The organism is Hyalangium gracile, from assembly GCF_020103725.1.
In the GTDB taxonomy this organism is placed as follows: Bacteria; Myxococcota; Myxococcia; order Myxococcales; family Myxococcaceae; genus Hyalangium; species Hyalangium gracile.
Genome location: NZ_JAHXBG010000015.1, coordinates 247,656 through 266,104 on the forward strand (window position 1 = coordinate 247,656; position 18,449 = coordinate 266,104).

Here is an 18,449-nt window from a genome sequence, read left to right on the forward strand (position 1 = left end):
GCGATCCAACTAGGGCGTGCTGAGGGGATTCGCGGGATCGCTTCCCGCGGCCCGCTCGTCTCCGTCGAGATATCCGTCCATATCGCGATCGATGCCGATGCGCACGCCGGAGCCTGGAGGGGTGCAGGTGTAGGTCAGCGCCCCCCCGCTCGTGACGACGAGCGTGCGGAGGACGGTATCGGAGACGGTGGGCAGCGCCTGCCGGTCGCTCCGGAACCGTCCGGCGCCCACGTAGAGGTATCCCACCTGCTTTCCGGCGACCCGGCCCTTGGCCACCAGGTCGCAGTCGCCGGCGGCCGCGCGCGCCATCAGCAGGTGGATGCGCGAGTGCGCCACCAGCGGGTTGAAGGCCGTGAGGGTCACCTGCTGGCCGACGATGGGCGCCAGGTTGGTGTCGAAGGCCAGCATGAACTCCTCCATGTCCCGCTTGGCCTGGACGCCCTCTGGCGTGCGAGGGATGCCCACCTGGTTGAAGATGGGATCGAAGTCGAAGCCGCTGTTGAAGAGGAACAGCGTGGGGATGCTCCCGTCGCTGTTGAAGCCGAAGCCGCGGATCTGATCGCCCATGAAGGGATCCGCGCCCACCGAGCCGAAGCCGAAGGCGGCGCCGAACATGCCGACCTTCTGGTACATGTTGCGCAGGTGCGGGACCTTGGGGAACAGCGGCTCGGCGTCGAAGGACGCGCGGCCGTCCCCGCCGAAGAACCCCTTGAAGAGCCCCTTCTCCGGGTTGCCGTTCGGATCCAACCGGTGACAGGACTCGCACGAGCCGTTGAAGAAGCTGGTGACGTTGATGAAGAAGTCCTTGCCCGCCTGCTGCCGCGCGGTGAGGGCGTTGTCCAGGTTCCGCACCGGGTTGGGCGGGTACATGATCTGGAGGGCGAAGTCGGTGAACTTCTGCATCTCCGCGGGCGTCAGCTGCGCGCCGCGGCCGAGCAGATCCTGGAAGGCCGGGTTGAACTGCTTGAAGGCCGCGGCCTCGTTGAACGTCCCGCTGTCCGGCTGAGCCGTCGGCTCGGTGTCGCCTCCGTTGCGGTCGCCACGCCAGTGCATCGAGCCGTGGTTCGCCATGCCCCGCAGGCTCTGGGTCAGCAGCGGGCCCTTCATCGGATGGAAGCGGGTGTCCTGGCCGAAGGTGGGATCGTCACCGAACTCGGGCAGCACCGGGACGACGGGGCTGGGGTTGTCCTTCACCACGCCGTCCGGGTTGCCGAGATCCCAGGCCAGGCTGTCGGAGTCTCCGAAGATGTGGCAGCTGCCGCACGACGAGTCCCCGTGGCTCGAGCCGTTGCGCGCGTCGTAGAGGAACGGCCGCCCCTGCACCACGCTGGGCGGCTCGGGGTTGTACATGGGCAGGTGGGCGATCTCCTGGCGGGTGGCGGTGTTGACGATGGAGATCGCGTTGTCGAAGCGCGTGAGCACGTACAAGCGCCCGCGCGCCTCGTCGAGCACCATGCCGGTGGGGCCTCCACCGCTCAGGAGGATCTGGTTCGCGGTGCTCGGCACGAAGGTGTCCGCCTCGAGCGCGGCCGTGGAGTAGACGCCGAGCTTCGAGGAGCCGAACGCGGCCACATAGAGGGTGGCGCCGTTGGACGTCACCGCCATCCCGAGCGGCTGCGCGAGGCTCTTCTCGTTCTCCGGGTTGGGGATGGGCGCGCAGCAGGTGCCGTAGTTGATGTGCTTGTTGAGGTGCCGCGGCGTGACGCCCGAGGGGCTCAGCACCGTGATGCGGCTCTCGTGCAGGTGCCCGCGCAGGCTTCCGCCGGCGAAGACGCCCGGGCCCTCGAAGCGCAGATCGTTGCGGGCCTCGGTGTTGCTGACGTACACCTTCCCGCTCACCGGGTTGACGGCCATGTTGAACAGGATGGTGCCGACGCCGGAGTAGAAGCCGCTGGCGCCGGGCAGCTGCGCCGGAGGGTTGGCGGTGGCGGAGATGGCGAACACGTCCTTGTCCGGCAGGTTGAACCGCACCGTGGTCGTCCAGGGGCGGTTCAGCACGTCCACCCAGTCCTGGCCGTTGTGCCGCACGAGGATCGACACCTCCGGCCTCGGCGCCCCCTGGAAGTTGGTGTCAGGCCCCGGGACGCCGCCCGCGGCCGCGCCGCCATTGGGCACCGCGCTCTCGTGGAGCACCGTGCTGCGGTTGCCGGAGTGGAACGCCGCCGCGTAGACGCGCGAGCCGTCGGGCGTCACCGCCAGCGCGCGCGGCGTGTCGCTGAACAGGTTGAGGATCGTGAGCGGCGTGCCCCCCAGCGAGATGCCCAGGTTGTAGGCGTCGAAGACCCAGACGTCGGCCCGGCCCACGCCCGGCGTGGTGAACTGGGGATCGAACGGGACGTTCTGGCCGCGGTGGGCCGCGGTGATGAAGGCGCGCGACCTGCCAGGCCCGGCGAAGACGATGTCGCGAGGCTCGTCTCCCACGAGCAGGGTCCGCACCACGGCGCCGCCACGGCCGTCCGAGTCCACCCGGACGACGCTCACGCTGTCGGACAGGTGGTTGACGACCCAGACCTCCTCGTCCGTGCGCGCGGCGACGGCGACGGGCTCCAGGCCGACGGGCACCGAGCCGCGATGCGAGAGTCCCCCGCTCTCGACCCGGAAGATCTCCAGGCGGTTGTCGGGCGTGTTGACGGCGAAGAGGAACCGCCCGCTCGGCGAGAGCGCCAGGGGTCGGACCTGACCGCTCTCGAAGAGGGTGAACGCCCCGGAGACCTGGCCATGAGCCGCGGTCAGTCCCGTGAGCAGCAATACAGCAAGGAGAGATCTCGAGAGGTGTCGGCGCACGACGAGCTCCTGACGCTCCAGCTCGCTCTCCACGAGCGGCGAGCGACAGGCTCGCCACCGGGCCAGAGGAGCGGGAAGGTTCAGGATGGTGCGCCTGGGCAGCCCACGCTGTAAACACAACAAACGGATCCGCGCGCGCCGCTCATCTGGTGAGAATGGACCCTGGGTCCGCAGCGCACCCGATGACACCCTCGATGGAATTCTTGCGCCTGGACACCTCTGTCGAGGCCTCGGAAGCCTTGACAACGGGCCCGGCTACCAGGAGCCGGGCCCGGGACTTCGACTTCAGGAGGCGCGGGCGGTGCGATCCCACGCCGCCTTCTGCGCGTTGCGCAGGAAGCGCCAGAAGCCCACGACGATGGCCAGGTTCATCGTCACGAAGTAGTAGGCCATGGAGGCGATGCGGCGCCCCGTGCCCTTGAGCACGCCCGCCTTTCCCAGGTACGCCAGCGCGTAGAACATCACCTGGGTGAAGAGCGTCAGCCGGTAGAAGACGCTGTCGAGCAGGAACAGGTTGGCCAGCAGCGCCGCCGCCATCAGCGCCGGAGCGCACCAGCGCAGCAGCTTGTGGGACCAGAAGGCGAACGAGGCGAAGCCCGCCGTGGGCAGCAGCAGCCCGGGCACCATCTTCAGGCTCTGGAAGTTGCCCGCCGCGATGCGCGCCCGGCGACCGAACTCCTTGCCGTAGTCCTCCGTCGTCTCCTCGTGCGCCACGGCCTCGGCCTCGTAGACGACCTTGTAGCCCTGCTCGAGGATGCGCAGCGGGATGACGAAGTCATCCACGATGGTGGACGGCGGCAGCTGCGTGAAGAGCGTGCGGCGGATGGCGTACAGCCCGCCGTTGGCCCCCACCACCGCGCCCCGCTTGCCCTCGTAGAACTTGATGAGGGACTCGTAGTTCCAGTAGGCGCTCTCCTCGTAGTCCTTCTTCGTCGGGTTGTAGAGCCGCAGCTTGCCGCAGACGGCGCCCACCTCCGGATCCTCGAAGTGGCGCACCAGCGCCTGGATGGCCTCGGGCTCGATCATCGTGTTGGCGTCCGAGAGGACGATGATCTCCCCCTGGGCCGAGGGGATGCAGCGGTTGAGCACCGTCGTCTTCCCCGCGCGCGGCGCCGGAGACAGCCGCACCCGCGGATCGGCGCACTGGCGGACGATCTCGTCCGTGCCGTCCGTGGAGCCGTCCGAGCCGATCAGCACCTCGAAACGCAGGGCCGGATACTTCAGCGCCAGACTGTTCTCCAGCTTCTGCCGGATGCAGCTCGCCTCGTTGTAGGCGGCCACCACCAGGCTCACCGAGGGCACGGACGACGCCTTGGACTCGCGGCGCCGGCCCTCCCCTGCCTTCATGCTCCGGAGGTTGTGGAAGACCTGGGCCACACCCTCCATGGCGAATAGACACAGTGGGTAGAAAAAGTACGTGTGCAGCAGCAGCAAGGCCGCGCACCAGAAGAAGACCTCCGCCATCACCCTCGCCTCCGCGCTCCCAGCGCTTCGAGTCCGAGCGGGGATGAGCAAGGGGCGTGCCGCCGCGGCAGGAGCCCTCTTCCCTCGGAGAACGTCCGCTGCCGGTCGATCCGAGGCGTGTGAAGCTGAACTTTCTCCAGCCTCGAGAGGAGGGAGACTGAAAGCCTGTCAGGGCGTGGGAGCGGTGTCCGCCGCCCACTTCTGGAGCTTCCGAGCAAGCGCGTGGTTCGGGTTGAACGCCAGGACGGCCTCGAGCAAGGCCTGGGCCGCGGAGGGATCCTTCTGACGCAGCGCCAGCCGGGCGCCCAGCACGTAGGCGCGGAGGAAGGTCGGGTCCCGCTCGCGCACCTGGGCCAGCTGCTCGGACACGGTGGCCAGCGCGGACGGGGGCGTGCCGGCATTGAGGCCGTACTCGGCCAGGGCGAGGACGCTCCAGTGCGGGCGGGCCTCCACCTTCTTGAGCCGCTCGGCCAGGGCGACGGCCTGGGGCGTGCCGTTGACGGCCTCGGAGATCGCCTGGGCCTTCACCCGGGCGACGACATCGGCCGCCGGCTCCGTCTCGGGGGCCAAGCGGATGACGGCCAGGGACTGATCGAGCCGCTTCGTCAGGTCCGTGGCCGCCGCCTCGAGGGAGCGCTTCTGCTCGCCCTGGGTGGCCAGCTCCTGCCGGCGCGCGTTGACGCGGCTCGGCCAGTCGACCGTGGCCTTGGCGAGCTCCAGCTGGGAGATCTCCTTGCGCAGGCGCGCCTCTTCCTGGTGGACCCACTCGAGCTCGACCTTGAGATCGTCGAGATGCAGCGCGAGCGCCACGACGAGCTCGGCCTGGGCCTCGGTGTACTTCGGGTAGCGGCCCACCAGCGAGGTCAGCTCCCGGATGGCCTGCTCCCGGGAGGCCGCGTCGTCCCGCCGCAGCAGGCTCGCCGCGCTCTCCTTGGCGGACACGGCATCCCCGGGCAGCTCCGCGCCCTGGTTGCGCCACACCGGATACGAGAGCCACGCCGTGAGGCCCAGCGCCACCACGGCGGCCAGGATGATGAAGAGGCGCTCCCTGCCACCGCCCGAGGACGGCTCCGAGGCGGATCGGGCGCTCCCGGGACGCTCCGGGACGATGAGCTCGGGAGGCAGCTCCAGCGCGGGCGCACGGCGCGAGGCAGCGATGGGCCCGCTGCGCTCGAGCTCCGTCTCTTGCGGGAGGGAAGGCAACGCGGGCCCCGGGAGCCCGACCGGCTCCTCGGGCAGCTCGACGGGGGGCGCAGCCTGGGGCCCGGTCGGGTGACGCTCCCGCGTCACACTCCGAGGGGGCATGGGCGAGGGCGCGGGCTCTGCCAGCCACGGCGCGGAGTGGCTGTCAGCTCCAGGAGCCGGGGCAGCGGTCTCCATCGCCTTTCGAGCCGCCTGGACCTCCGTGGAGCCGAAGGTCTGGGTAGTGGCGGAGGTCGGCGAAGGACCGGGGACGGAGGCGGCGCCGAAGACCTGGGTCGTGGTCGCCGGGGGCGCCTTCGCGGCCACGGCCCCCGCGCCGAAGACCTGCGTCGTGGAGGCCGAGGGAGGAGGAGGCGGCGGCACCGAGGCGGCGCCGAAGACCTGCGTCGTGGTGGCTGGGGGGGCCTTCGCGGCCACGGCGGGCGCACCGAACACCTGCGTCGTGGTGGCGGGCGAGGACTGCGGCGGTGGGGGCGCGCCAAACACCTGCGTCGTGGTGGCGGGCGAGGACTGCGGCGGTGGGGGTGCGCCGAACACCTGCGTCGTGGTGGCGGGAGAAGACTCCGGCGGCGGCGTGGGCGCGCCGAACACCTGCGTCGTGGTGAGGGGAGAAGGCTGCGGGAGCGCGCCAAACACCTGCGTCGTGGTGGCGGGAGAAGACTGCGACGCCGCGCCCGTACCAGTCCCCCGCGCCTTCGCGGCCACGGCGGCCGCACCGAAGACCTGGGTCGTGGAGGGAGACGCCGCGGGAGCGCCTGGAGCGCCGAACACCTGGGTCTTCCCGCCCGGCTGCAGGTGCGTCCCTGGGATGGGCGTGCCGGCCGGAGGCGTCGGAGCCTCATCCGGCGCGGGCGTGGAAGGCGGTACCACTCCGAAGATCTGGGTCGTCTGGGTGTTGGGCGGGCCCTGCCTCGAGGCCCCCTGCATGGGGCTGCCAAAGACGCCCGTCTTCGTCCCCACGGAGGAGCGAGCGGGGCTCTGGACCGGGCCGGCGACGCGCACCTCTCCCGAGGGCGTGGCCGTGAAGACCTGGCTGCAGCGCGTACACTGCACCGAAGCCCCCGAGGGCGGCAGCAGCCGGGGGTCGAGATCGTACTGGCTCGAGCACTGGGGGCAGGCGATCTGCACGCAGCGTGCTTACCACACAGGGCGGGTGGACGGTGCCTCTCGTAACTCGGTGGCTGCCTGGAGGGTCTCCAGCTTGGCGGAGCCGACGCCGGAGACGGCATCCACCTCGGCCCAGCTCGAGAAGCGCCCCTGGGCCTCGCGGGCCTCCACGAGCTTGCGCGCCAGCGAGCGCCCTACCCCCGGCAGCCGGGCAAGCTCCTCCTCCGAGGCGGAGTTGAGGTCCAGCTTCAGCCCGAGCGCCAGGGCCTGCGCGCCGGTGGGAGGAGCACCCTCGCCACAGACAGCCACCCCGTCCCGGAAGCGCACCTGGGCGGGCGCGCAGTCCAGGGCGGGGGTCGGGCTCGGCCACCGCCACCGCACCACCCCCCCGAGCGCCATCAGCCCGAGTGTCGCGGCGGCGAGCGAGCCCGTGCGGTTCACGCGCGGCCCTTCATGGGGACGGACTCGGCGACGCCCTCCGCGGCGGGCTTGTCCAGGCCGAACGCCGTGTGCAGCTCGCGCACCGCCAGCTCCGTGTAGTTGGAGTGGATGACGCACGAGACCTTGATCTCCGAGGTGGAGATCATCTGCACGTTGATGCCCGCGCCGGCGAGCACCTTGAACATCTTGGCGGCCACGCCCGAGTGGTTGCGCATGCCCACGCCGACGATGGACACCTTGGAGATGTTGCCATCGGTCTCGACGGCCTCGGCCTTCACGGCCTTGGCGATCTTCTTCACCGTGTCGTTGGCCTTGACGAGGTCCGCCTTGCCCACGGTGAAGGTGAGGTCCGTGCGGCCATCCTTGGAGACGTTCTGGACGATGAGGTCCACGACGATGCTCTTCTCGTCGAGCGCGCCGAAGATCTTCGCCGCCACGCCGGGCACGTCGGGCACGCCACGGATGGCGATCTTCGCTTCGTTCTTGTCGTAGGCGATGCCGCTGACCACCACGTCTTCCATCGAAGGATCCTCCTCACACACCAGCGTGCCGGGGTCGTCCGAGAACGAGGACTTCACCCAGAGCGGCACCTTGTACTTCATGGCGAACTCGACCGAGCGGATCTGCAGCACCTTGGCGCCCACGCTGGCCAGCTCCAGCATCTCCTCATAGGAGATGCGGTCCAGCTTGCGCGCGGCGGGCGCCACGTTGGGGTCGGTGGTGTAGACGCCGTCGACGTCCGTGTAGATCTCGCAGGCATCCGCCTTGAGCGCGGCGGCCAGGGCCACGGCGGTGGTGTCGGAGCCGCCACGGCCCAGCGTGGTGACGTTGCCGTCCTCGTCGATGCCCTGGAAGCCCGCCACCACGACGATGTTCTTCTTCTTCAGGGCCGCGCGGATCTTCTCCGAGTCGATGCTCTTGATGCGGGCCTTGGAGAAGTCGCTGTCGGTGACGATGCGGACCTGGCTGCCCATGAAGCTGACGGCCTTGCGCTTCTGTGCCTGGATGGCCAGCGCCACCAGGCCGATGGAGACCTGCTCTCCGGTGGCGGCGACGACGTCCTGCTCGCGCTCGTTGGGCCGGTCGGTGATCTGCGACACCAGCTTGAGCAGGCGGTTGGTCTCTCCGGACATGGCGGAGACGACGACGACGACATCGTGGCCAGCCTTCTGGGTCGCGATGCAGCGACGCGCCACGTTCTTGATGCGCTCGACGTCTCCGACCGAGGTTCCGCCGTACTTCTGGACGATGAGTGCCAAGGTGCTTGAACCCCTCTCTACTTGACGGGCGGACCCTATTGGGCGCATCCCCGGGTGTCAAAGCTGTCGTGCTACACCGTTCGTCGCTGGCCCTCCGGCCCGTTTCGGCTACGGTGCGCGCCCTTTCGTTGGAGCCCCCATGTCCCTGCCCCGCATGCTCATCGATGGAGACACCCTGAAGCTGGAGGAGATCCTCCAGGTGGCCCGCCACGCCGTCACCGTGGAGCTGGCCCCCGAGGCCGCCACGCGCGTCCGCGCCTCGCGGGCCCTGGTGGATCGGGTGGCCGCCGGGGATGCCCCGTCCTACGGCATCAACACGGGGTTTGGCACCCTGGCGGAGGTGCGCATCGACAAGAAGGACCTGCGCGAGTTGCAGCGCAACCTGATCCTGTCGCACGCGGCGGGGGTGGGCACGCCGCTGCCGCTGCCGGAGGCCCGGGCGCTGCTGCTGCTGCGGTGCAACGTGCTGGCGAAGGGGTTCTCGGGGATCCGGCCGGAGACGCTCCAGCTGGCGCTGGAGATGCTGAACCGGGACGTGGTGCCGGTGGTGCCCGAGCGGGGCAGCGTGGGGGCGTCGGGAGATCTGGCGCCGCTGGCGCACCTGGCGCTGGTGTTCATCGGCGAGGGCGAGGCGTACTACCAGGGCGAGCGGCTCCCGGCGCGGCAGGCGTTGGAGCGGGCGGGGCTGCAGCCGGTGGTGCTGGAGGCCAAGGAGGGCCTGGCGCTGGTGAACGGCACGCAGGCGATGTGCGCGGTGGGCACGCTGCTGCAACTGCGCGCGGAGATGCTGGCGGATCTGGCGGACGTGGCGGGGGCGATGACGCTGGAGGGGCTGCTGGGGAGCCACAAGCCCTTCATCCCGGAGATCCACGACGTGCGAGCCCACCCGGGCCAGAAGGCGTGCGCGGCGCACCTGCGGCGGCTGCTCGCGGGCAGCGATCTGGTGGAGACGCACGTGAACTGCAGCAAGGTGCAGGATCCGTACAGCCTGCGGTGCATGCCGCAGGTGCACGGGGCGGCGCGAGAGGGGCTGGCGTTCGCGCGGCGCATCCTCGATGTGGAGGTGAACAGCGCCACGGACAACCCGCTGGTGTTCGTGGACTCGGAGCGGATCGTCTCGGGCGGCAACTTCCACGGGCAGCCGGTGTCGCTGGCGATGGACGTGGCGGCGATGGCGCTGACGCAGCTGTCGGCGATCAGCGAGCGGCGGGTGGAGCAGCTGGTGAACCCGTCGTTGTCGGGGCTGCCGCCGTTCCTGGCGAAGAACTCGGGGTTGAACTCGGGGTTCATGATCGCGCAGGTGACGAGCGCGGCGCTGGTGGCGGAGTCGCGCGTGCTGAGCCATCCGGCGTCGGTGGACTCGATTCCGTCCTCGGCGGGCCGGGAGGACCACGTGTCGATGGGGATGACGGCGGCGCTCAAGGGGCGGCAGGTGGCGGAGTTCACGCGCTCGTGCCTGGCCATCGAGCTGTTGTGCGCGGCGCAGGCGCTGGACTACCGGCAGCCGGTGAAGGCGGGCAAGGGTCCGCAGGCGGCGTACGAGCTGATCCGCGGCAAGGTGCCCACGATGGAGAAGGATCGCGAGCTGCACCGGGACATCGCGGCGGTGAGCGCGCTCATCGACTCGGGCGAGCTGCTGGAGACGGTGCGCGCGGCCACCGCGTGAAGTGGCTCAATCGAGGAAGCGGCGCTCCCAGCGGCGCGTCTCTTCCATGGGGCGGCGAAGCACGGGAACATCAGTCCGGTGGAGCCATGGCTCCAGTACCCGTGCGAGTTCTCGGTAGGCGGGGAGCACATCCCCCCGCTCCACGTCGCCCGCTTCTGGCCACTCGCCCAAGGTGATGGCGACCTTGTCTTCCGCCACCTCCTGCACGCTCGTGCCAGGGTGGCGGAGCCGCGTCCGCAGCCCTTCCACCCCTCCCAGCTCACGGAGAACAGGCTGCCCCAGGAAGTTCACCCAGTGAGGGCCCCGGATGCGCGTACCCACCTCCCACGAGTACCCGGACTCGCCTGGGATATCGATCCCAGGGTAACGCATCCAATGGTGAGCCAGGGCCGTCGACACCCCGACCAGATCGAGCCCGCCGACGAACGCCAGACCGCAGGAACCCGAGCACAACGGCAGCAGTGAAGCGAGCTCGATGGCCAGCTCACGCACCCGTGCAGGGCCATGCTCCTCTAGAAACTCCGTGGAGAGCCAGAAGGTCGCCTCGCACATCGCATCCGGCTTGTTCATCCTGGCGATGGCCTCAGGATCCTTGCCTCGGTACAGAAAAGCAGAGCGGCCCGAGACATCGGGCGCCTCCAAGGTGATGCGCGGCCCCTCATCCTCGAGAAGCTGGCGTCGGACGAGCTCCCACCCTTGCTCATTGAGCTCCCTCCAATCCCCTTCTTCGTCCGCATAAAGCCCCAGTGCCTTGGGACCGATGCTTCGCAGATAAGCATCCAGCGCGCGCATGACGTCCTGCACGATCGCCTGGTGAGGCGGGCGCATGTAGAACGTCATGCTCAGTGCCTCACGTGCCACGACGGTACCGTTCCGGGCCTCGATGCGAATCCGCGGGTAGTGCTCGCTCATCGACTCACTCCGAGATGCGGCTGGACGAGTCCAGCGTGGCCACGAGTCTCCACGAGCCTGAATGGAGCAACATCGGCCTGCTCTCCGGCCAGCGGGCGTAGCGCATGGAGTCCTCCGAGGGTAGGCACCTCGTCTACCATGCAGGACAAATCCAGGAAATAATGGACTCCCCGCCAAACCGGGTGCTTTGCTCGGCGCATCGGGAGGAGTGCCATGGGCCAGTCTGCGAGGAGCCTCTTGCTTCGGACCTTGCTGGTCACCCTGGTCGCCTGTGAAGGGGCACCGCTCAACAATCACCCGAGTCCCGTCACCGTCGTCTCCATCGAACCTTCGGAGATGACCACCGATGCCCCCACGGCGCTGATCCTCCAGCTCAGCGGACTGCCCGCCCACCTCGACTACGGGCGAGGCCACGCCACGCTGCCCCCGATCACGGTCACCTTCGGCGCCGTCCTGTCTGTGCCCGGAGAGCCCCTCCCTCACGATCGTGTCCGCGCACAGGTGCCTCAGGGGCTACCTCCCGGCAGCTATGACGTGGGCATCCAGCTCGCCGACGGCCACACCGCCTCCCTCCCGATGGCCCTCATCGTCCGAGAAGCCCCAGATGGTGGCACTCCCGACGGCGGCACACCCGACGGTGGAGGCCCGCCCCCGGGCATCACGGGCTTCTCCTTCCAGACCCTCAGCGAGCAGGTCCAGGGCGTTCCCTTCGTCATCGCCATCCGCGCGATGGGCCCCGACGCCGTTCGGTTCCAGGGCACGGTGGAGCTCTCCAGCGCCTGGCAGGTGACCCCTTCCGTCACCGAGCCCTTCCACGATGGCGTGCTGGTCATGGACGTCTCCATCCAGACGCCCGGAGACACCGTCACCCTCACGGCCAGGGACTCGGAGGGCCGCACCGGCACGTCCAACCCCTTCCGCGTGCGCCCCGCGCCCTGATCCGCCCCTCGACGCGCGCCTACGCCGCCACGCGCCCGAGCGAGTTCGTCACCACCGTCTGCGTCCCGGTGAGCGACAGGGGGTTGCGGCGCACCGTGGCCTTCTCCAGCTCCGCGCCGCTCTGCGCCCACCATTGCGCGGCGTCCTCCTCCGTCCATTTCCCCGCGTCCGCGCATAGCTCCAGCGCGATCCGCAGCTCCCGAGCGTTGTTGAAGCGGGACTCGGGGCGCTTCTCCAGGCACCGCAGGATGGTGCCGCACAGATCATCCGGCAGCTCGCGCCCCACCCGCAGGGACGGCGGCATCGGCGGCGTGTTCACGTGGTGCGAGCAGATCTCCGACGCGCTCTGCCCCGTGAAGACGTGCCCACCGGTGAGCAGCGCATAGCCCACCGCTCCCAGCGAATAGAGATCCGCGCGACCGTCCACCTTCGTCGGGTCCACGATCGCCTCTGGCGCCAGGTAGTGCGGCGTGCCAGCCACCACGTTGGTCCGACCCGAGCCCGTGTCCTCGGAGACGCCGAGCTGCTTCACCAGCCCGAAGTCCAGCACCTTCACCATGTCCGGCACGCCCCGGCGCCGACAGAGGAAGAGGTTGGCCGGCTTGATGTCGCGATGCAGCAGCCCCATGCCGTGCGCCTCCTCCAGCGCGCCACACACCTGCCGGAGGATGTGGATGACCCGGGCGGGCGGCTGCGGCCCCGCCGCGGTCAGCAGGCGCTCCAGGTCCATGCCCTCCAGGTACTCCATCACGTAATAGAAGAGGCCCTCCGCGGTGCGGCCATAGTCATAGATGGCGATGGTGTTGGGGTGCGTGAGCTGGCTGGTGAGCTGCACCTCCCGCTCGAAGCGCTCCAGGCCATGGCCATCCACGTCGGTGCGCAGCAGCTTGATGGCCGTGCGGCGGCGCATCATCGCGTGGCTGGCCAGGTACACATCCCCCATGGCCCCCGCGCCCAGCATCTCCAGCAGCGTGTACTGGCCCAGCTTGCGCGCATCCCGGACCTGCTGCCGCAGGCCATACACCACCCGCGTCACGAGCGAGGCCATGATGACGGCGATGGCGCTCCAGAGCAGCGCATCGAGCGCCGGCAGGAGGAACCCCTCCAGAGTCCCCCGCCGCAGCAGGGCCAGGAAGACGGCGTCCGGCAGCGCGCCCGCCAGCGAGACCCAGAACGTCCTGCGGACGGACGTCGGGACGATCACCGCGCGGCAGATGAGCGCCGCGGTGGTGCCCAGCAGCAGCGAGTGGGAGTCGTTGTCGAAGTAGGCATCCACCTTCAACAGGAAGATCGCCCCCAGCAACCCCACGCTCTCCAGCCACCGCAGCAGCCGCGTGGAGCGCTGGGCCGTGCGGCACACCTGCCAGAGGGCGAACGCGATCACCACGCTGACCAGGTGGAAGGCATACCCGGGCGCGACGATCAGGTTGAGCCACGGCGTGTCGAGGAACACGAGCGCCGCGAGGCTCGTGATGACGTAGAAGCCTATGGCCAGGAGGAAGAGCGTCTTGAACAGGAACACCAGACGCTGCTGCAGGAACGCCCTCTCCTCCTCCGAGGGGAGCGATGCCGCGGCAATCGCGGCCGGCTGGGACAGATCCGGTGGCCCGAGGCGAACCATGCAGAGCGAATGTTCTATCACCAATGGTGAGAACCAGACTGCCTTGTAGTGCCGGACGCTCTCACAATCCTGGCTTTCCGGCGGAGCTGGCACCCACTTGACGGTTCGCGTCACGGCGCTCTCCCGCCCTGTCAGGTCGAGCTCATGTCAATGACCCTGCAGGGCTGACGCCGCCCCCTCACCGCCGGCCCGAGCGCCCCGCGGCCTCGATGAGGAGATCGGCGTAGCGGTTGCGCGCATCCTCTGGCCGGGTGCCGTCGCGGAAGTAGAACGTGAAGTCATCCCACGCGTCCGGGCGGTCGTCCGGGGCGAACATCCACGGGGCGATCCCTCCCACCCCCACGCGCCAGGCACAGAGGAGCCAGCCTCGGTAGATGGCGCGCCGCTCCTCGAGCGAAAAGTCCCCCTGGTTGCGCAGGCCGAACTCCCCGAGGAAGAGCGGCTTGCCCAGCTCCCTGGCGAGGGCGGCATGGTCCGAGATCCAGCTCGCCCCGCTCCGAGCGGTATGCACGGTCGGAATGCCCCAGTGCTCCGGGTAGAAGTGCACGCTGCCGAAGTCGATGTGCGGCGAGGCCGTGTTGCCCCGGAAGCTGCTCGACGCCTCGAAGAGGGACGCCGGCGGCACGCGGCTCCAGAACGCGGCGTCGTAGCCCTCGACGGAGGTGTCGAAGCCCTCCTCACCCGTCCCCACCAGGTGGCCGGGCGCCTGGGCCTTCACCACCGAGGCGATCTCGTCCACCCAGGCCCGCATCGCCTCCCCTCCCCTGTCCAGCCCGACGCCGCGCGGCTCGTTCAGCAGCTCCCAGCCCAGGACGGCGGGGTGCTCGCCATAGCGGATGCCATCGAAGGTGTTCGTGCGAGACAGCAGGAAGGTGATGTACCGCTTGTAGTGCTCGATCACCGCGCGCTCGGTGAAGAAGCGAGGATCCCCCTGGCGCGGAGCGGGCAGCCCAGCCCACGCCACGTACTGACGCGCGCCGCCATAGGCATCCCAGTAGTTGCCGAGCGGCAACACGAGCTTCACCCCATGGTGAGAAGCCCGCGCGAGCACCAGGTCCAGCCCCCGGAGACTGTCCTCGTCGTACTGCCCTGGCGCCACCTGGATGGTGGACACCCCTCGCTTCTCCGGCGCGTCGTTGAAGCCGTTGGTCCTCAAGCCCCACACACCCATCGCCGCGGCCTTGGAGAGCACCTCCTCCACGACCCGAGACTCCGTCTGCCCGCCGCGAAGCTCCCGCGCGGCCTCGTCCTGCAGGTAGTACGCGTTGAGCAGCACCGCCGAGGAGGGCGCGCCACCCAGCTGGATCGGGGGGCCCTCGGGACAGTCCGAGGCCTCCTCTTCGAGCTGCTCCAGGGACTCGCTCCCACACGCCACCAGCAGCGAGAGGAGCAGGCCCAGCGCCAGCTCCCCCGCCGTCACACCGCGGGCTACACGCTCCATCCGCTTCGCCATCACAGGTGATCAAAGCGGATGATGCGCTCCACGCGCCAGGTGCCCGCGGGCTCGACGGGCCTCAGCAGCATCAGCCTGGCGATCTGCCCCACCCCCACCTCGCACGCACGCCGGGCCGGTAGCGGCACCAGGTCTCCCTCCTTCACGTCTCCGGAGGGCAGCGGCACCAAGGTCAGCCCCTGGCCATCCACCGTCTCGCTGGCCCCGAACACCCGCAGATCTCCCAGCTCCGCGATCGCCCCCACGACCACCGCCCGGGGTATCCCCTGCACCGTGCGCACGGAGGGGCTGGCGGCCACGCCGACGTCCGCGAGGAAGGGGCCACCCGCCTCGCCGAACACCTGGGCCCCCTTCACGATCAGCCGCAGCAGCCCCTTGCTGTCGTTCAGCGGGATCGAGTCGTAGCGCTCCAGGTCCGCCTGCTCCGCCCGGCCGCTGGCGAGCGCCTCCAGCGCGGAGACCAGGGCCACGAAATTCAGCCGCAGCAACGGCCCCTCGCTCTCGACCTCGGGCCACGGGCCGGTCTCGATGAGCACGGACGGCGTGCCCCAGCGCCCCATGTTGTCTCCGAAGGCGCGAACCTCGAACGCGTCGCTGTAGCGGCCGATCTGCCCGGGCACGAGCGGCTCCAGCGCATCCCGGATGACCGCGCACACCTTCTTGGCGAGCAGGCGCCCGGGGTTGTCACCGCGGGCCTCGTCGAAGGCCGGCGCGAGCAGTGAGATGGACGCGGGCTTGCCGCTCTTCCCCACCGCGGTGCGCCAGTCCTGGTTGTGCAGGTTGAAGCCGAGCGATGGCTGGAGCCGATCCCGCAGCGCCTTGAGTGTCCGCCCCTCGGGAGTCTGCAGCATCAACGCGTCCCGGTTGATGTCGATCCCCTGCGCGTTGACGCGCTGGAAGCGCTCGGCGCCATCGGGGTTGAGCATGGGCACGGCGTGCAGCGTGAGCGCGGAGAGCAGCCCATCCACGCGCGGCTCCTGGCGGTAGCGCCGGAGGTACTCGAAGAGCTCGAACAGCGCCGTGGTCGCGGTGGGCTCGTCCCCGTGCATCTGCGACCAGAGGAGCACGTGCCTCGGGCCGTGGCCGACCCGCACGTGCTGGATCGCGCGGTCCTCCACCGAGCGCCCCACCTCCTCCACGAGGAACAAGTCAGGCGCGGACTCCCGCAGGCGCTCCAACCAGGCCATCACCTGGGCGTGACGGACGAGCGGGAGCGGCGGTCGCTCGCGGAGACGGACCTCGTCCCAGAGCGCGGAGAGCATGGCGGAGGTGGAGGTGGGGATCATGAGCCGGGGGGAGCGCTTCACAGGAGGGTAGTCATCGGCGTGACGGATTTGCTATGGGCTATCGGGCCTCGTGCCCTGTCTTTTGGACTGCAAGTTTTTTCCAACACAGTCGCTCGCCCAGGAGCGAGCGGGAGGCAATGAATCCATGAAGCGGTTGTTCAACCCCGTGATGGTGGTGGCGGTACTGGCGCTCGCGTCCGCGTGCAAGAAGGCCGAGCAGATCCAGGTCGAGCCGAAGTCGGTGTCGCTCGCCTCGGCGGGACAGAAGGAGACCCTGAAGGCCACGGCGCTCACCAAGGACGGCCAGCCGGTGCAGGACGTGAAGTTCGAGTTCTCCTCGAGCGACAAGAACGTGGCCACGGTGGACGCCCAGGGCACCGTCATCGCGGTGAAGAGCGGCTCGGCCAGCGTCGAGGTGAAGGCCGGAGAGCTCAACGCGAAGGTCCCCGTCGAGGTGGTCATCCCCGGCTCCATCGCCATCAAGACCGGCCCCATCGCGCTGACCGGGCTGGGCACCACGGCGACGATCGACGCGCAGGTGCAGGATGACGCGGGCCGCCCGATCCAGAACGCGGCCATCGAGTACGCCAGCGCGGACGCGAACGTCGCCGAGGTGAGCGGCAACACGGTGACGGCCAAGGGCGTGGGTACCACGTCGGTGACGGCGACCTCCGGCGCCCTGCGTCAGCAGATCGAGGTGACGGTGAAGCTGCCCGAGGTGGCCACGCTCGCCTTCGACGGCGCCCCCGAGAGCCTGAAGATCGGCGAGAGCGCCACGCTCGCCGTCGCCGTGAAGGCGGCGGACGGCGCGGCCATCGCGGGCATCACCCCGGCGTTCGCCTCCAGCAACGACAAGCTCGCCACCGTGGACGCCACCGGCAAGGTGACGGCCGTGAAGGCGGGCGCGGTCACCATCACCGCGAAGAGCGGCGACAAGTCCGCCGACGCGAAGATCACGATCAAGAAGAAGTAGTCACGCCTGGAGCGCGGAGGAAGGGCTCGGAATCCGGGGGGACACTCCCAGGGCTCCGGGCCCTTCGCCGTTCTGCGTGATCCCCACCGTACAACCGCCCTCCAGGGTGAAGGGACATCCGCCCCTCCTCCTATATGCTGGCCCCCATCCCTTCCCCAGGAGACAGCGGATGGACATGAAGAAGCTGTTCCACGTCCTCGTCGTGGGTGGCGCCGTCATCGGCACGGGCAGCGGGTGCGCCAAGCAGAAGACGGCCGCGGACGGTACCGAGACTCCGTCCGCCCAGACGCCCCCCAGCAACACCGCCACGAACGAGAAGCCCGACACGAGCCCCACCGGCACGCCCCAGGGCCAGCCCCCTCCTGCCCCGGAGAAGGGGGGCGGAGCCGCCGGTTGGTAGGCACGGAACTCCCAGCGCCGCTCCGCCAGCGCATCGCCTCCGCGTGGCGCTTCAGACACCACGTGGAGTGCGAGGCGCGCGCGCGCTTCACCCGGCTCGCGCTCTGGCTGGAGCAGGCCGGCGCTCCGGATGCGCTGGTGGAGCTGGCCCATCGCTCGGCCGAGGACGAGCGCCGCCACGCCGAGCACTGCGCCGCGCTGGCGCGAGACTACGGCGCCCCCGTGTCCGAGGACGCATCGGTGGAGCTGGCCGAGATCGCCCCCCGCTCCCTCACCTTCTCCCAACGGACCTTGTATGAGCTCGTCGCCGCCTGCTGTGTCGCGGAGACCGTGAGCGTGGGAGTGCTGATGCGGCTGCGCCCCGCCGCGGGCAGCGAGCGGATGCGCGCCGTCCTCCACGAGCTGCTCCAGGATGAGGTGGTCCACAGCCGGCTCGGCTGGGCATACCTGGCCCACGTGGCCCCCTCCGAGAGCGTCACCTTCCTGGGCCGCTTCCTCCCGGACATGCTCGAGGCCACCGCCGCCGAGGCCTCCCTGCCCACCTCCCTATCGCCCCAGGACGACGCCCCCGCCCTGCTCCCACACGGGGTGCTGCCCCACGCGGAGCGACGCTCCCTGTTCGCCTCGGCCATGCGGGACGTGGTGATGCCCGGGCTGGAGCAGCACGGCGTGCCCACCGGCCCCGCCCGCGAGTGGCTCGAGCGCCACGGGCTCGGCTGAGTCCACCCCGGCGATGACTGCAGTCACCGGTGGTGACTCTTGTCACCAGCCCCTCCTGGTGGCTGCGGTCACCACCCCGCAAAGGGCGGACTCGCGCAACCCATTGAAACTCCTGCACTTACCTATGACGCCCTCCTCCTCCCTTTCATGGCATGGGGGGTGCAGTAGGGGTCAGCCATACTCACCGACCCCAAGCGGTCGGCATCGAAAACAGGAGCACGC

Annotated in this window: 14 protein-coding genes; 5 read left to right on the forward strand and 9 right to left on the reverse strand. The window is 69.7% G+C overall.

Translation table 11 applies throughout. The features are described 5' to 3' along the window. Positions 1–9: 9 nt before the first annotated feature. The 5 genes from KY572_RS28825 to KY572_RS28845 all read right to left on the reverse strand — a co-directional run bounded on the left by KY572_RS28825 (position 10) and on the right by KY572_RS28845 (position 8,258). The gene (locus tag KY572_RS28825; protein ID WP_407660011.1) at positions 10–2,784 is read right to left on the reverse strand and encodes a beta-propeller fold lactonase family protein; all 2,775 of its coding nucleotides are present in this window, start codon (positions 2,782–2,784) and stop codon (positions 10–12) included. A gap of 285 nt (positions 2,785–3,069) precedes the next feature. Next, positions 3,070–4,248 (reverse strand): glycosyltransferase family 2 protein, encoded by a 1,179-nt coding sequence (locus KY572_RS28830; RefSeq protein ID WP_224246197.1) that lies wholly within the window; start codon positions 4,246–4,248, stop codon positions 3,070–3,072. A gap of 168 nt (positions 4,249–4,416) precedes the next feature. Beyond that, complete coding sequence (locus KY572_RS28835) at positions 4,417–6,579, reverse strand: zinc-ribbon domain-containing protein (RefSeq protein WP_224246198.1); 2,163 nt, start codon at positions 6,577–6,579, stop codon at positions 4,417–4,419. 9 nt (positions 6,580–6,588) lie between these two features. Continuing rightward, on the reverse strand, positions 6,589–6,999 hold the full coding sequence (locus KY572_RS28840; RefSeq protein ID WP_224246199.1) for a ComEA family DNA-binding protein: 411 nt from the start codon (positions 6,997–6,999) through the stop codon (positions 6,589–6,591). After that, on the reverse strand, positions 6,996–8,258 hold the full coding sequence (locus KY572_RS28845; protein ID WP_224246200.1) for an aspartate kinase: 1,263 nt from the start codon (positions 8,256–8,258) through the stop codon (positions 6,996–6,998). Before KY572_RS28845 ends, KY572_RS28840 begins: the two co-directional genes overlap by 4 nt. Positions 8,259–8,397: 139 nt before the next feature. Between KY572_RS28845 and hutH the strand changes: the two genes are divergently transcribed. Then, positions 8,398–9,924: a histidine ammonia-lyase gene (hutH, locus tag KY572_RS28850; RefSeq protein WP_224246201.1), complete on the forward strand. Its 1,527-nt coding sequence runs from the start codon at positions 8,398–8,400 to the stop codon at positions 9,922–9,924. Positions 9,925–9,930: 6 nt separating this feature from the next. Here the strand turns inward: hutH and KY572_RS28855 are convergent, their stop codons facing one another. Then, positions 9,931–10,836: a type VI immunity family protein gene (locus tag KY572_RS28855; protein ID WP_224246202.1), complete on the reverse strand. Its 906-nt coding sequence runs from the start codon at positions 10,834–10,836 to the stop codon at positions 9,931–9,933. 237 nt (positions 10,837–11,073) lie between these two features. Between KY572_RS28855 and KY572_RS28860 the strand changes: the two genes are divergently transcribed. Next, complete coding sequence (locus tag KY572_RS28860) at positions 11,074–11,775, forward strand: hypothetical protein (RefSeq protein WP_224246203.1); 702 nt, start codon at positions 11,074–11,076, stop codon at positions 11,773–11,775. Positions 11,776–11,794: 19 nt separating this feature from the next. Here the strand turns inward: KY572_RS28860 and KY572_RS28865 are convergent, their stop codons facing one another. From KY572_RS28865 to KY572_RS28875, 3 genes are all read right to left on the reverse strand, one after another. Continuing rightward, positions 11,795–13,396 (reverse strand): serine/threonine-protein kinase, encoded by a 1,602-nt coding sequence (locus tag KY572_RS28865; RefSeq protein ID WP_224246204.1) that lies wholly within the window; start codon positions 13,394–13,396, stop codon positions 11,795–11,797. A gap of 178 nt (positions 13,397–13,574) precedes the next feature. Continuing rightward, positions 13,575–14,849 carry a glycoside hydrolase 5 family protein gene (locus KY572_RS28870; RefSeq protein ID WP_224246205.1) on the reverse strand — a complete coding sequence of 425 codons (1,275 nt, stop codon included), beginning with the start codon at positions 14,847–14,849 and terminating at the stop codon, positions 13,575–13,577. After that, positions 14,849–16,135 carry a M14 family metallopeptidase gene (locus KY572_RS28875; protein ID WP_224246206.1) on the reverse strand — a complete coding sequence of 429 codons (1,287 nt, stop codon included), beginning with the start codon at positions 16,133–16,135 and terminating at the stop codon, positions 14,849–14,851. The genes KY572_RS28870 and KY572_RS28875 overlap by 1 nt, the downstream gene beginning before the upstream one ends. A gap of 145 nt (positions 16,136–16,280) precedes the next feature. Between KY572_RS28875 and KY572_RS28880 the strand changes: the two genes are divergently transcribed. From KY572_RS28880 to KY572_RS28890, 3 genes are all read left to right on the forward strand, one after another. Then, positions 16,281–17,108, forward strand: coding sequence for an Ig-like domain-containing protein (locus KY572_RS28880; protein WP_224246207.1), 828 nt, complete (start codon positions 16,281–16,283; stop codon positions 17,106–17,108). A gap of 175 nt (positions 17,109–17,283) precedes the next feature. Next, positions 17,284–17,508, forward strand: a complete 225-nt coding sequence (locus KY572_RS28885) for a hypothetical protein (protein ID WP_224246208.1) — start codon at positions 17,284–17,286, stop codon at positions 17,506–17,508. Then, positions 17,502–18,227, forward strand: coding sequence for a ferritin-like domain-containing protein (locus KY572_RS28890; RefSeq protein ID WP_224246209.1), 726 nt, complete (start codon positions 17,502–17,504; stop codon positions 18,225–18,227). Before KY572_RS28885 ends, KY572_RS28890 begins: the two co-directional genes overlap by 7 nt. Positions 18,228–18,449 lie beyond the last annotated feature (222 nt).